The sequence below is a fragment of the Undibacterium sp. Ji83W genome (assembly GCF_049340385.1).
GTDB lineage: Bacteria > Pseudomonadota > Gammaproteobacteria > Burkholderiales > Burkholderiaceae_D > Undibacterium.
The window spans coordinates 621,138-635,740 of record NZ_JBMPOZ010000001.1 but is presented as its reverse complement, the minus strand read 5'-3'; the positions used below and the strand labels follow the sequence as shown (position 1 = coordinate 635,740).

Below are 14,603 nucleotides of genomic sequence, written 5' to 3'. Positions count from 1 at the left end.
TTTCAGGCACTAGCTTACATCTGTCTGAACAGATGCGCATAGACTCTACTGACTTGCAATTTGTCTTCACTGCCTTTGAGCTTCAGGCTGATCTTGCCAGTGTCATCCTTGTTGGCGATTTGTATATGCAGGGTATTGACGACCGTGCTGCGGTGGATTTGCCAGAATATGCTGCTGTCGAGCTGTGGCAATAATTCACGCAGGCTGCTGCGTATCAGGGATGAATATTCTCGGGTGACGACATTGATGTACTTATCGGTGGCCTCAAAATACAGCACGTCATCGACATTGATCATGCGTATCTGGTTGCCGACTGCGGCGCGGATAATGCGCAGGCGTTCTGGTGCTGACTGACTACCGTTGCTATTACTTCCTGGTAGAGCCTGGCCTGGCACAAGGTGACGCAATTGTTCGAGCACCCGGTCCAGTTCATTTGGCCTTTGCACGCCATCGTCCAGCCTTGCTTGCAATCTTTGCACAGTCTTGCTCAGGCGCTCTTCGCTGACTGGTTTCAAGACATAATCAGATGCAGAATGCTCAAAGGCTTCTATCGCATATTCATCATAGGCTGTGACGTAGACGATGAGAGGAAAGGCTTTGTCATCCGGCCACTCTTCGGCCAGCTCTTGCGCCACCTCCAGCCCAGTCTTGCCGGGCATTTTGATGTCGAGAAAGAGGATGTCTGGCAGTTTGTCCAGTGCTTCTTGTACTGCTTGTACGCCGTTCTCAACCACGGCGCAGAGTTGTAGCTCTGGCCAGAGTTTTTCCAGCATCTTTTGCAGGGTCAGTGCGAGTATGGGTTCGTCTTCTGCAATCAGGGCACGTTTAGCTGTCATGGTTATCTGAATTATTTAATTGATAGGGATGCTGAGATGGGCAATTGCGCCTTCAGGCTGATTGGCTTGCAGACTCAGGCTGGCTTGCGGACCATATAGGGCTTGCAGGCGTTCACGGATATTGGCGTTACCAATGTTATTCGCAGCGCTGCTGACATTTTTGCTATCGTCATAATTGAAGGGCAAGCCCAGGCCGGTGTCGATGACTTTTAAATGCAATTGCGCGCCTTGTCTTTCTGCGACGACGTGGATGCTGCCACCTTCCATTTTCGGTTCCAGCCCGTGCTTGATGGCGTTTTCGACCAGCGGTTGCAAGAGCATGGGGGCGATAGGTGTTTGCTGCAGATCGTCCGGCAAATCCAGGGTATATTGCAGGCGCTTGCCCATGCGTATAGCCAGCAATTCCAGATAGGCTTGCATGAGAGTGAATTCCTGCTTCAGCGTGGTTTTTTCTGCGCGGGATGAGCTTAAGGTATTGCGCAGATAGACGATCAATTGCGCCAGCATGTGTTGCGCGCGTGGCGGGTCTATCGCGATCAGGCCTTGCAGATTGGCCAGGGTATTGAACAGCATGTGAGGTTCAATCTGTGCCTGCAACATTTGCAACTGGGCTTGCATGGCCTGTTTTTCTATGGCGGCATTCTTGGCTTTTTCCGCTTCGGCAGCGGCCTGTAATTCTGAAATCCTGGCACGGCTCCAGAATGACCAGGCAGCGATCAGGCTGACTATGCAAGTCATGACAATAGAGCTGACCAGGTATGGCGACTTGATCTTATTGATATCCGGAACAGGGATATTGAATACAAAGGCGGCGATAGACATGCCTACCATCAAAGCCAGAGGGGCCACCACCAAACACATGAGGTAGAAACCAATGGTGTTCGGTGTCCCTGCACCCCAGAACAGGCGCTTGAATATCTTGATCAGCAAATAGGCTGAAAAACCTATGAACATGGAGAACACGATGTGCTCAAACAGGCTGCCCCGGGCATGCAGGAGATATTGGACAGCAAAGCCGCAGGCCAGATTGATGGCTAACAGGCGCGGCATGTCGCCGATAACTCCTAGCAAGCTCTGGTAATTCTCAGGCTTTAATTTTGACTGTAAATAAGTCTGGAATTGGCGCAAGGGTTTATTATTCATTTCATCATGTGTTGAGAGATATTTGTAATGGCAGCTTAGCCCGTCTGTTGTTCAACCCATAGTTGAATAAGACAATGCGGATGTTTTTGTCGTAAAGCCAGCCAAATCTGGCGCGAACCACTCTTAGATGGCGTTGACAAAATACGGGAGCATATCCTTTAAATAATATTCCTGGATTTCAAATCATCTAATTGTTCTACGCCATAACCCAGTACATCTGTCAGCACGGTCTTGGTATGTTGCCCTAATAATGGTGGTGCAGATGGATAAGTGACCGGTGTTGCCGACAACTTCATCGGGCTGGCTACCAGTTTCACTTGACCAGCGGTAGGGTGGGGCAGGTTGATCTGCATCTCGCGTGCCAGCACTTGCGGGTCTGCAAACACTTCATCTAGGGTATTGATGGGGCCGCAAGGTACGCCAGCTTCTTCCAGCAGGCTGATCCATTCCTGCTTGGTCTTGAGCCTGACCATGTTGGCCAGTATGGGTACCAGCACATCCCTGTGTTGGACACGCTGCGGGTTGGTGCTGAAACGCGGATCATCTGCCAGTTCTGGCAATCCACCTATTTGTACAAATTTTTTATACTGGCCATCATTACCCGCAGCCACGATGATATGGCCATCAGCAGTCGCAAAGGTTTGGTAGGGCACGATATTCGGATGCGCATTACCCCAGCGTTTGGGCGCATTGCCGCTGGCCAGGTAATTCATGTTCATATTCGCCAGCATGGCTACCTGCACGTCCAGCAAGGCCATGTCTATGTACTGGCCTTCACCTGTCCTGTCCCTGTGGGTCAGGGCTGCCATGACGGCGATGGTCGAATACATACCCGTCATCAAGTCAGCAATCGCCACACCGGCTTTTTGCGGGCCGCCGCCTGGCAGGTCATCACGCTCACCTGTCAATGACATGAAGCCGCCCATGCCCTGGACGATAAAGTCATAGCCAGCGCGGTGGGCGTAGGGGCCATCCTGGCCAAAGCCGGTGATGGAGCAATACACCAGATCAGGCTTGATCAATTTCAAGGATTCATAATCAAGGCCATATTTTTTTAACTGGCCGACCTTGTAGTTTTCCAGCACCACATCGGATTTCGCCGCCAGTTCACGGATGATTTGCTGGCCCTCAGGCGTGGCTATATCCACCGTAATGGCCTGTTTGCCACGGTTTGCTGCCAAATAATAAGCTGCCTCTGTCGTGTTATTGCCTTCTGCATCGCGCAGATAAGGTGGACCCCAGCTACGGGTATCGTCGCCACTACCGGGTCTTTCAACCTTGATGACCTCTGCTCCCAGGTCTGCCAGGTTTTGCGCACACCAGGGGCCAGCCAATACCCGCGTCAAGTCCAGCACGCGGATATGGCCCAGGGCAGTTTTTTGTAGCGACGTTGTTGGCATCTTCGATTATCCTTAGATTATTGCGGACATACGCAAAACCGCCCCAGTTGCGTTGCAGCGACTAGCCGTACTAAAGTACTGTCTTCGTCGCTGCGCCTTGCTGGGACAATTTTGCGTAAGTCCTTGTTTAATTGTTGATATACGGAGCGCATATGTGGCCCTATCCTAAAGTCATCGCCCACCGTGGTGGCGGGACCCTGGCACCAGAAAATACCCTGGCAGCGATGCGTTGCGGATGGGAGCACGGTTTTGCCGCCGTGGAATTTGATGTCATGTTATCAAAGGATGGCGTCCCTGTGCTCATGCATGACCCCGAATTTGGCAGAACCGTTGCTGGTAGTGGTAGGGTGGCAGACATTTTGGCGGTTGATTTGCAGGCCATGGATGCCGGTAAATGGTTTTCAGCTCTATTCGTGGGAGAACATGTGCCCCTGTATGCCGATGTTGTCAGGTTTTGCCGCCAGCACGGCATCTGGATGAATGTGGAAATCAAGCCCACACCGGGGGCGGAAAAAGAAACCGGCAGGGTTGTGGCAGAACAGACGCAAGCCCTGTTCGCTGATGTCGCCGTCGTCGATGCCCTGCATTTACCATTGTTTTCTTCCTTTTCATTCAGTGCCCTGATGGCTGCAAAGTATGCCGCACCGACCATCCCACGCGGTTTCTTGATGGATAAAATTACAGCCGACTGGAAGGCTCGCCTGCAAGAACTGGCAGCCAGAGCCTTGCACACCAACCACAAATACCTGACACCAGAGCAGGTCAGGGAAGTCAAGAATGCCGGTTATGGCGTGTTTTGCTACACCGTCAACAGCCAGGAACGGGCGGCGGAAATACTGCACTGGGGGGTAGATGCCTTCTGTACAGACAGGCTGGATTTGATACCGGCCGATTTTTGATTTTCGAAAAAGTAACCTCAATTGCTGAAAATTAATGCCTGAAATTGCTTGACTCTGACGTAAGGTGAGACTTTATGATGAGCCTTTCAAAAAGGGCAAGCAATGTTACTCAAGATAGGCGAACTGGCAAAGCGCATAGGTCTGACTATCCGTGCGCTGCATCATTATGAAGAAATAGGTCTGGTACAACCGTCTTCGCGCACGGCATCTGGTTATCGTTTATATAATAAAGATGATGTCGCGCGTCTGCACAGGGTGCAAGCCTTGCGTGGTCTGGGTCTGTCACTGGCGGAAACACGCGATATGCTCAATGGTGACGGGGCGGATTTGCGTCAGCTGATACGCCAGCAAATGTGCGCCATCGACAAACAGATTGCCGATGCCCGCGATTTGCGGGAACGCCTCGCGGTACTCGAAGAAAAATTGACAGATGAAAGAGAGCCAGACCTCGACGAATGGCTATCTACCCTGCGCCTGATGGCGACCCAGCGCCAGTATTTCAGCGCAGAAGAAATTGCCATCTTTCAAAAACGGGCAGCGCAAAACGACTTCAAGCAACAATGGCCCAAACTGGTGGCAGCCGTGCGCAGTCTCATGGAAAACGGCATACCTGCAGCTGATACTCAGGCCAAGAAACTGGCGCTTGAATGGATAGACTTGTGCAAGGCCAGCATGGGGGACGACCCGCGTTTCTTTGCCAAACTCAGCGACATGCACAGAACAGACTTTTCTGCCCAGGCCATCACCGGTATAGATGGTGAATTGCTCGATTTTATTTTGCAGGCACTGCATGAGATACGCTGCGATATCTTTGCAAACTATCTGGATGAGGGTGAATTGCAGCATTACCGCAAACATGGCCAAAAGAATATGCAGGAATGGCTGACTACCTTTGCCCGTACCCGGCAGATGATGGAAAGCAAGCTTCCGCTTGAGCACCCAGATACCATGCAGCTCATGCGCCATTGGCAATGGCTGATTGCTGACACCTGGGGCATGAATCCAGCTACGCATGCGAAAGTGCAGACTGCCCACGAGCAACATCCAGAGATGCTGGCTGGCAGTGGCTATACCGCAGACATGAAGCAATTTGTCGAGCAAGGCATGCTGGCCTTAATGGTCAGCGATATGTCTGCCAATTTGCCGGACCATGCAGCCCGCTGACAGCACACCCTGAGAATTTCATTATTTATATTTTCATACCGGAGTAACTATGTATCCCGTAGTACTGAAGCAAGTCATGAAAACCTATCACCTCGATGCGGTCGATGTGCCCGCGCTGGTCGATATCAACCTGCAATTGCGGGCTAATTGTTTTACTGTGATTTCTGGCCCTTCTGGCAGCGGCAAAACCACATTGCTGAATCTCATCGGATGCATAGACAGGTCAGACAGTGGCGAAGTGATAGTCGCAGACCAGGCCGTACATCAAATGTCTGATGATGCCTTGTCAGACTTCAGGGCACGTCACCTGGGTTTCATTTTCCAGAACTTTAATCTATTACCTGTCCTTAGTACTTATGAAAACGTCGAATATCCCTTGATCCTGGCCAAGGTCGCTGCCGGGGAGCGCAAGAAGCGTGTGCTTGACCTGCTTGACGCGGTGGGATTGGCAGACCGGGCGCAAAACCTGCCAGGTCAATTGTCCGGCGGCCAGCGCCAGCGTGTGGCGATTGCCCGTGCACTGGCGACTGAACCCAAGCTGGTGCTGGCAGATGAGCCAACTGCCAATCTCGACAGCCAGACCGGTGCTGCCATCATCAGCCTGATGCGCAAAATGCAGCGTGAGCGCCATGTCTCCTTCGTATTTTCTTCTCATGATCCGCAAGTGCAGGCCGAGGCAGATGACACGATATTCATACGCGATGGCCGCATCGTGAACATAGAACGGCAGGCAGAACAAAAAAATGTAGCGATGGAGTTGAATGCATGAAGACTTTTTCCTTAGCCCTGCGCAACCTGCTCAGGAACCGTCGTCGTTCATTGACAACCCTGCTGGCCATGGTGGTGGGCCTGACTGCCATCCTGCTGTTTGGCGGTTACCGCTCCAATATCACCTATGGCATGGAAACTGGCTTTATCCAGGGTAGCGGCCACTTGCAAATCCAGCGCCAGGGATATTTCCTTGAAGGTGGTGACAATCCTACTGCCTATGGCATTGCCGACTACCAGCACATTATCGAACTCGTCAAACAGGATAAAGAACTGGCCCCCATGTTGTTGGTGGTGACACCTACGTTGCAGCTTGGTGGTCTCGCGGGGAATTTTTCTGCCGGTGTTTCACGTTCAGTACTGGCTTTAGGCGTCGTTGTACCTGAGCGCAACCAGATGCTGAACTGGAATGACTACGACATGCAAAGCTATGCCAAGCCCCTGCCTTTGAATGGCAGCAACCCCGATGCAGTCGTCATAGGCGAAGGCGTGGCACGCAAGATCAAATTGTGCAAGGCCTTGAAGATACCTGACTGCAAGCAGGACGACACCCCCGCCGCCCCGGCAGACAATAGCGCACAGGCCCCCGGCGATATCGCAGCGCTGTCTGCACTGGAGCAGGGCAACACCGTCAAGGAAGAAGGTACCCGCATAGAAATGCTGGCGGCAACTTCACACGGTGCGCCAAATGTTGCCAGCCTCAGTGTCATCACCGCCAGGAACATGGGTATCAAGGCACTCGATGACGTTTATATGGCCATGCATTTAAGCCAGGCACAAAAGCTGATCTATGGTAATGGCAAAGCGCAGGTAACCGCGATACAGATACAGTTAAAACATACCTGGCAGATACCGGCAGCACGTGCCCGTCTTCAGCAATTGCTGGATCAGAATGTGACAGGTCAGAAACTGGAACTACTCGACTTCAAGGTGCTCAACCCCATGTATGGGCAGACGGTGCAATTCATGAATTCCATGTTTGGCTTTATCGCCATACTGATAGGCGTGATTGTACTCTTCACTATCGGTAATACCATGAGCACTGCCGTGGTGGAACGCACGGTAGAGATAGGCACCTTGCGCGCCATGGGTCTGCGCCGTTCCGGCTTACGCAGGCTGTTCCTGTGTGAAGGTGTGGTGCTGGGTGCGATAGGTGCAGTATGCGGTCTGCTTGGTTCACTGGTGATTGCCTATCTGATCAATAATAGCGGCGCAGCATGGACACCGCCTGGTTACTCCTATGCTTACCTGATACAGGTGCGGGTATGGCAAGATATGCCTTTGCTGACAGGTAGCATTATCGGCCTGTTGCTGGTGACTGTGATCTCTGCCTGGTTGCCTGCGAATCGCGCATCGAGACTGATGATTGTTGATGCGCTGAGGCATGTATGAAGCAAAAATTACCGGGAAACTCCATGAATTATTTGAAAAAGCCTGTCATTTTCCTTGCCATGGCCGGTTTGTTATTGGTAGCTCAGGCTGCTCATGCAGCCCAAAACCCGCAAGAGATACTGGCTGCCAGTGATGTGGTACGCAATCCCGATTATCCTTTCGGCCTGACCAATACCCTTATCGAATATCGTGCAGGCAAACAGACGGACACCAGCACTCTGTCCATCTACTCCAAGGCTGACCCCAACAGCGGCCAGTTCCGCAGCCTGATACGCTATATCGCACCAGCGAGGGATGCCAACAAGCTTATCCTGTTCAGCGGCAAGGACTTGTGGTTTTACGACCCCAGCAGCAAGGCCAGCATACGCATGTCACCGCAGCAGCGCCTGCTGGGCCAGGCATCAAATGGTGATGTGGTCACCGTCAATCTGGCCAAGGATTACCAGGCAGTGAGTGCCGTGGAAGAAGACACCCAGGACGGTGATCGCCAGACCAAACATTGCAACAAACTGAGCATGAATGTCAGCTCGCCTGACGCGACTTATCATCACATCGATATGTGGATAGAGTCTGGCAATAATCATCCGGTCAAGGCAAAGTTTTATACCGAAAGCGGCAAGCTGCTCAAGACCGCATATTACCGTCGCTATGAAAAACAGCTTGGCATCGACAGGCCGACCGAAACCGTCATCATCGATGGCCTGGACCCAACATGGGTGACGGTGATGCGTTACTCCAACCTGGTCAAGCGTGACGTGCCAGACCAGTGGTTGCAGCGCGATTATTTGCCACGCTTCAAGCCGGAATGACAATGCGCTGCAAACCATTTCCATTCAAATCTGGTGTTTTCGCTTTCATGGCTTTGCTGGCGCTGAACGCTTATGCTCAGCAAGACCCCGATCTTGATGCGTTGAAAGTCGCGGACCAGATGCCTGCTACAGTTGAGCAGCCCAGTAACTGGCGTCTATTTGTTGAAGCCGGGACCGGGGTAAACCGTGCACGTCTTGGTGGCGCCAGCCAGCATTTTCAACGGCTTTCGCTGGACCTGCAGTATGACAATTCTTTCGCGCCAGGCTGGCGCGCAGTCTTGTCTGACCGGCTTGATGTCAACTGGCCGCCACAGCTAGCAGGGCAGCAACATGGCATCAATACCCTGAAAGAAGCTTACCTCAGTTGGCAGGTGCAGACTGATCAGATACTGGACCTGGGACGTATCAATGCACGTAATGGCGTGGCACTGGGTTACAACCCTACTGATTATTTCCGCACTTCTGCCTTGCGTTCCGTGGTGTCGGTCGACCCTGCCAGTCTGAAAGAAAACCGCCAGGGCAGTATCATGTTGCGTGGGCAAAAACTGTGGAGTGGCGGCTCTTTGACGGCCTTGTATTCGCCCAAACTGGCTGATGTACGCAATGCCTCCAGCTTTAATCCTGATGTTGCGGCAACCAATGATCAGAACCGCTGGCTGCTGGCCTTGAGCCAGCAAGTGATTGATGGCATCACACCACAGGTCTTGTTGTACAAGGCAGAAAAACAGCCTGTGCAATTTGGCTTGAACCTGACCGCTCTGCTCAATGATTCTACGGTGATGTTTGCCGAGTGGTCGGGCGGGCGCAGCCAGTCCAACCTGAGCCAAGCCATGCGGCAAATCGGAATAACTTATCCTGACGACAGCGCGTTCCGCAATCACAGCGCGACTGGCTTGACCTATACCACCGGCAACAAGATATCGCTGACAGCCGAACTGCAATACAACGGCGGTGGCATGGATCAGGAAAAATGGAACAATCTGGGACAGACTTCCCTGCAAAGCTATGTGATCTATCGCCGCTTTCTGCAAGGTGTACAAGAGGCACCGGCCAAGCGCAGTGTTTTTGTCTATGCAAGCTGGCAGGATGCGCTGATCAACCATCTGGACCTGGCGGCGATGAGTCGCCATGACCTGGCTGATTCCAGCCGCATGTCATGGCTGGAGGCCCGTTACCACGTGAAACACTCAGAGTTCGCCCTGCAATGGCAGCGCAACAGCGGCACAGCCCTGAGCAATTACGGCGCAGCGCCACAAATGCAAAGCTGGCAATTACTGGCGCGCTATTACTTTTAGATAGGCAGGCAAGACTGGAGGCAGGCGGTTACGAGTTCTTACATCGATTACATTTCTGCTGTAATCGGAAAACGTGGTGCTCTCGTTATTGGCACATGGGCAGCATGCTCATAGCACAAAATAATTTAGCTCAGATCATTCTTAACAGGAAAAACCATGAAATCCATCAAATTTGCTGCAGCACTTGTCGCTACCCTCATCGCCGGTTCGGTTTTCGCACAAACCAATACCCCGAATATTGATAAACGCCAGGAAGTGCAACAAAAGCGCGTTGCCAAAGGCATGGAAAGTGGCGCATTGACCGCGAAAGAATCCGCCAACCTGGAAAAACGCGAAGCCAAAATCGAGGCCGACAAGCAAGCAGCCAAAGCGGACGGCGTTGTCACCGGAGCAGAGCGCGCTAAACTTGAACATGAAGAAAATCGTGCAAGTAAGAAGATTCGTAATAAAAAGCACAATGCAAGCGCGACAACAAATTAAGGTTTTTCGGTATGTATCGCTGTAAATGCACAGCCAAAAGCACAACCGCCAGCTTATGCTGGCGGTTTTTGTTTGCAGGAAATTTAATTAAGACTTACACAAAACTGTCCCAGTTGCATTACACAATGAGCGTACAAGATATTCTCTTTACCCTCACCCAAACCGTGCCCCTGATAGCTCAAGCAGCAGCACGATAGGCACGACTTGATATCGCAACCGAATTACCATCGGGGTCTTTGACATTCGCAAAAGAATACCCGTTGGCCTGATGCGTGCTGCCAAAGACCAGGCCACGTTGTGCACATTGCTCTTTAAAACCATCAACATCCTTGACGCTAAACATCAGCTTTACCCCAACCTGACCAAGCTTAATGGTCCTGGCAGCTTGATGAATCAGGATACTGGCACCAGAGGCGGGAGAGTTAAGCTCGATCAAACCTTCAACTATGTCCCCGGTGGTTTCAAAGTCAAAGAACTTGCGATAAAACTCAGCCGTAGCCGACGGGCTTTTCGCATAAATCAGAATAGTGTTTAAAACTGCTGGCATGGCGCTCTCTGCAAAATTTGGTTGAAATGTCGAAGCTCTATCGCCTGGACTGGTTACAGCCATTTGATCAGTGCTGGATCGCAACTGTATCAAGGAAAGCTATTTTTTTCAGGGGTATTCAGCGCGTAGGGGCAATTAGCAATCGCGTAATCGCCGGCCAGATTGAAAATGTATTATAGGGACCGGCGCATTGACCGCGCCAAGCTGGAGCACGAAGAGGACCGTGCCAGCAAGAAAATTCGTAATAAAAAGCATAATGCCAGTGTAGATGGCTGATACTCAAGTAATCAGGAGAAAAGCCGCCAGTCAATGCTGGTGGCTTTAGGGGGTTTTTTTTTGCAAAAAGATAATCATATTTTTGTCTATTCCTGTACGCACCATCCATGCTGATGACGATAAAACAACGCCAGTCTCTCAAAAATACTTTGTGGTTTCCTCCTTCTTTTCTCTGTGTCTCCGTGTCTCTGTGTTGAGAGGTCTTTAGTTTTTTAAGCAGGTTTTTTAATAAACTTGTCCGTCTGCCATCTGCCGCCATAGATATCGAGCTGAATTTATACCGTATAATCAGAAATTACACCCATTTTTCAGCTTAGAACCATCATTTATGAACTCGTCAGAAATCCGCGATAAATTCCTCAGCTTTTTTGAATCCAAGGGCCATACCCGTGTGCGCTCTTCCAGTTTGATACCCGGCAATGATCCTACTTTGCTGTTCACCAACTCCGGTATGGTGCAGTTCAAGGATGTGTTCCTCGGCCAGGACAAACGTGCCTACACCCGTGCCACGACAGCGCAACGCAGCGTACGTGCCGGTGGCAAGCATAATGATCTGGAAAATGTGGGTTACACAGCGCGTCACCACACTTTCTTTGAAATGCTGGGCAATTTCTCTTTCGGCGATTATTTCAAGAAAGATGCGATTCACTACGCCTGGGAATTGTTGACTGCTGTCTATGGCTTGCCAAAAGACAAGCTGACTGTCACCGTTTACCAGGAAGATGACGAAGCCTACGATATCTGGAAAAACGAAATCGGCGTACCGGTAGAACGCATTATCCGCATCGGCGACAACAAGGGCGCACGTTACGCATCCGACAATTTCTGGCAAATGGCCGACACTGGCCCTTGCGGTCCTTGTACCGAGATTTTCTATGACCACGGCCCGGAAATCTGGGGCGGCCCTCCAGGCTCGCCAGATGAAGACGGCGACCGCTTCATCGAAATCTGGAACCTCGTGTTCATGCAGTTCAACAAGGATGAAGCAGGTGTCCTGAATCCTTTGCCTAAACCATGCGTGGATACCGGCATGGGCCTGGAGCGTCTGTCTGCAGTCTTGCAGCATGTGCATTCCAACTATGAAATCGATACTTTCCAAAACCTGATCAAGGCCGCTGCACGTGAAACTGGCTGTACGGACCTGGAAAACAATTCGCTGCGCGTGATTGCTGATCATATCCGCTGTGCGGGCTTTTTGATCGTTGACGGCATCATTCCGGGCAATGAAGGCCGTGGTTACGTCTTGCGTCGCATCACACGCCGCGCTTTGCGTCATGGTCACAAGCTGGGCCAAAGCCAGCCTTTCTTCTATAAGCTGGTACCTGATCTGGTCAAGGAAATGGGTGTTGCTTATCCTGAACTGGCGGAAGCGGCTGAACGTGTTGCGCAAGTCATCAAGCAGGAAGAGGAACGTTTCGGCGAAACGCTGGAAAACGGCATGAAGATTCTTGAAGCAGCGCTGACAAAAGAAACATCATCTCCAAGACCAGAACGTTTTGAGGAGGGGATGGATGTCATAAGAGATGCACTTGTCGGTGGCCCTGAAAACATTAAAACGTTTAATTCCGACAAAGGAATTATTAAAGAAATTAAAGATATTAAGAAGATAACAAAGATATTGGACGGAAAGACTGCGTTCTTACTTTATGATACCTATGGTTTTCCTGTGGACTTGACTGCAGATATATGCAGAGAACGCGACGTGACATTGGATATGGAAGGCTTTGACGCTGCAATGGAAGCGCAACGTCAAAAAGCACGCGAAGGCGGTAAATTCAAGCAAACTGCGGCAATGGAATATAGCGGCGACAAAACCAAATTCGTCGGCTACGATCAGTTGCAGCACGAAGCCAGGGTTGTAGCTCTGTATGTTGATGGCAGTGCCGTTAATGAAATCAAGGCTGGTCAGCAAGCTATCGTTGTGCTCGACACTACGCCTTTCTATGCTGAGTCCGGCGGTCAGGCTGGTGACTCTGGTGTCCTGGTGACAGCGGATGGTACGGTGTTTGAAGTCAGTGACACGCTGAAAGTACAAGCCGATGTATTCGGCCATCATGGTGTTTTGAAATCAGGCAGTCTCAGCCTGGCACAAAGCCTCAAAGCTGAAGTGAATGCAGAAATCCGCGCACAAACCATGCGCAATCACTCTGCCACGCATTTGATGCATAAGGCCTTGCGTGAAGTATTGGGCAGCCATGTTTCACAAAAAGGTTCTCTGGTTGATGTGGAAAAAACCCGCTTCGACTTTAGCCACAATGGTCCTATGACTGCCGATGAAATCCGTCAGGTAGAAACCATCGTCAACCGTGAAATTCTGGCGAATGCCGCTACCCAGGCGCAGGTCATGGGCTATGACGACGCGGTCAAGCACGGTGCCATGGCCTTGTTCGGCGAAAAATATGGCGATGAAGTGCGTGTACTTGATATCGGCTCTTCTCGCGAATTGTGCGGTGGTACGCACGTATCCCGCACGGGCGATATCGGCTTGTTCAAGATCGTTGCTGAAGGTGGCGTTGCTGCTGGTATCCGCCGTGTAGAAGCTGTGACTGGTGAAGTTGCGCTGGCGCTGGTACAAAACCTGAACAGCCGCATCAATGAAGCTGCAGCAGCCCTGAAAACCCAGCCAGAAGAACTGACGCTGCGTATCGGGCAAGTGCAGGATCATGTCAAAGCGCTGGAAAAAGAACTGGCCACGCTGAAATCCAAAATGGCTTCCAGCCAGGGCGATGATCTGGTGAGCCAGGCCGTTGATGTCAAAGGCATCAAGGTGCTGGCAGCCACGCTGCAAGGCGCTGACGTAACAGCCCTGCGTGAAACAATGGACAAGCTCAAAGACAAGCTGAAAACCGCTGCCATCGTTCTTGCCGCAGTTAATGACGGCAAAGTCAGCTTGATTGCCGGTGTAACGGCGGACAGCACATCCAGAATCAAAGCGGGTGACCTGGTCAACTTCGTAGCGCAGCAAGTCGGCGGCAAAGGTGGTGGCCGTCCTGATATGGCGCAAGCGGGTGGTACGGATGCCAGTGGTCTGACAAAAGCCTTGGAGGGTGTGACTGAATGGGTAACTTCACGTCTATGATACATATACGCCGTGCTGAAGTTTCAGATGCGGCCCAACTGCAAAGGGTGTTCGCCAGTGGCGGCACCTATGCAGGTACTTTGCAACTGCCGCATCCCACAACAGAGATATGGCAAGAGCGGCTGGAAAAGGCTGACCCCAATGATACCCGCCTGGTCGCCATCTATGATGGTGTGGTGGTGGGTATGGCCAGCCTGCATATGGAAAAAAAGCAAAGACGTAGTCACGTTGCCTCGCTTGGCATGGGTGTGGCAGACTCTTTTTCCGGACGCGGCATAGGCACCGCGCTGTTGACCGAGTTACTGAATTTATCGGATAACTGGCTTAATGTGCTGCGCATAGAGTTGACCGTGTTTTGCGATAACACTGCCGCCATTCATTTGTATAAAAAATTTGGCTTCGATATTGAAGGCACCATGCGAGCTTATGCTTTTCGCAATGGACAATATGTCGACAGCTATGCCATGGCGCGTTTGCATCCCAGGCAGGCGATGATACCGCTGAGGGAAACCTGA

Annotated in this window: 13 protein-coding genes; 9 read left to right on the top strand and 4 right to left on the bottom strand. The window is 51.4% G+C overall.

The window, feature by feature from the left end; all coding sequences use genetic code 11:
* Positions 1–14 precede the first annotated feature (14 nt).
* From ACO0LD_RS02900 to ACO0LD_RS02890, 3 genes are all read right to left on the bottom strand, one after another.
* Positions 15–836, bottom strand: a complete 822-nt coding sequence (locus tag ACO0LD_RS02900) for a LytR/AlgR family response regulator transcription factor (protein WP_423003527.1) — start codon at positions 834–836, stop codon at positions 15–17.
* 15 nt (positions 837–851) lie between these two features.
* Positions 852–1,979, bottom strand: a complete 1,128-nt coding sequence (locus ACO0LD_RS02895; RefSeq protein WP_423003525.1) for a sensor histidine kinase — start codon at positions 1,977–1,979, stop codon at positions 852–854.
* Between the two features lie 158 nt (positions 1,980–2,137).
* On the bottom strand, positions 2,138–3,379 hold the full coding sequence (locus ACO0LD_RS02890) for a CaiB/BaiF CoA transferase family protein (protein ID WP_423003523.1): 1,242 nt from the start codon (positions 3,377–3,379) through the stop codon (positions 2,138–2,140).
* 152 nt (positions 3,380–3,531) lie between these two features.
* Here ACO0LD_RS02890 and ugpQ point away from each other — a divergent pair, with 152 nt between their 5' ends.
* The 7 genes from ugpQ (at position 3,532) to ACO0LD_RS02855 (ending at position 10,186) form a co-directional block, all read left to right on the top strand.
* The gene (ugpQ, locus tag ACO0LD_RS02885) at positions 3,532–4,278 is read left to right on the top strand and encodes a glycerophosphodiester phosphodiesterase (protein ID WP_423003521.1); all 747 of its coding nucleotides are present in this window, start codon (positions 3,532–3,534) and stop codon (positions 4,276–4,278) included.
* A gap of 102 nt (positions 4,279–4,380) precedes the next feature.
* Positions 4,381–5,442 carry a MerR family transcriptional regulator gene (locus tag ACO0LD_RS02880; protein ID WP_423003519.1) on the top strand — a complete coding sequence of 354 codons (1,062 nt, stop codon included), beginning with the start codon at positions 4,381–4,383 and terminating at the stop codon, positions 5,440–5,442.
* A gap of 49 nt (positions 5,443–5,491) precedes the next feature.
* Positions 5,492–6,211, top strand: coding sequence for an ABC transporter ATP-binding protein (locus ACO0LD_RS02875; RefSeq protein WP_423003517.1), 720 nt, complete (start codon positions 5,492–5,494; stop codon positions 6,209–6,211).
* Positions 6,208–7,602 carry an ABC transporter permease gene (locus ACO0LD_RS02870; protein ID WP_423003515.1) on the top strand — a complete coding sequence of 465 codons (1,395 nt, stop codon included), beginning with the start codon at positions 6,208–6,210 and terminating at the stop codon, positions 7,600–7,602. Before ACO0LD_RS02875 ends, ACO0LD_RS02870 begins: the two co-directional genes overlap by 4 nt.
* Positions 7,603–7,625: 23 nt before the next feature.
* Complete coding sequence (locus tag ACO0LD_RS02865) at positions 7,626–8,411, top strand: outer membrane lipoprotein-sorting protein (protein ID WP_423003513.1); 786 nt, start codon at positions 7,626–7,628, stop codon at positions 8,409–8,411.
* 2 nt (positions 8,412–8,413) lie between these two features.
* Complete coding sequence (locus ACO0LD_RS02860) at positions 8,414–9,706, top strand: hypothetical protein (protein ID WP_423003511.1); 1,293 nt, start codon at positions 8,414–8,416, stop codon at positions 9,704–9,706.
* Between the two features lie 156 nt (positions 9,707–9,862).
* Entirely contained in the window at positions 9,863–10,186 is a 324-nt protein-coding gene (locus ACO0LD_RS02855) for a hypothetical protein (RefSeq protein WP_423003509.1), read from the top strand.
* A gap of 178 nt (positions 10,187–10,364) precedes the next feature.
* Here the strand turns inward: ACO0LD_RS02855 and ACO0LD_RS02850 are convergent, their stop codons facing one another.
* Complete coding sequence (locus ACO0LD_RS02850; RefSeq protein ID WP_423003507.1) at positions 10,365–10,733, bottom strand: VOC family protein; 369 nt, start codon at positions 10,731–10,733, stop codon at positions 10,365–10,367.
* Between the two features lie 604 nt (positions 10,734–11,337).
* Here ACO0LD_RS02850 and alaS point away from each other — a divergent pair.
* Together alaS and ACO0LD_RS02840 are read left to right on the top strand one after the other, a co-directional pair.
* Complete coding sequence (gene alaS / locus ACO0LD_RS02845) at positions 11,338–14,088, top strand: alanine--tRNA ligase (RefSeq protein WP_423003505.1); 2,751 nt, start codon at positions 11,338–11,340, stop codon at positions 14,086–14,088.
* Positions 14,067–14,603, top strand: coding sequence for a GNAT family N-acetyltransferase (locus ACO0LD_RS02840; RefSeq protein ID WP_423003503.1), 537 nt, complete (start codon positions 14,067–14,069; stop codon positions 14,601–14,603). Before alaS ends, ACO0LD_RS02840 begins: the two co-directional genes overlap by 22 nt.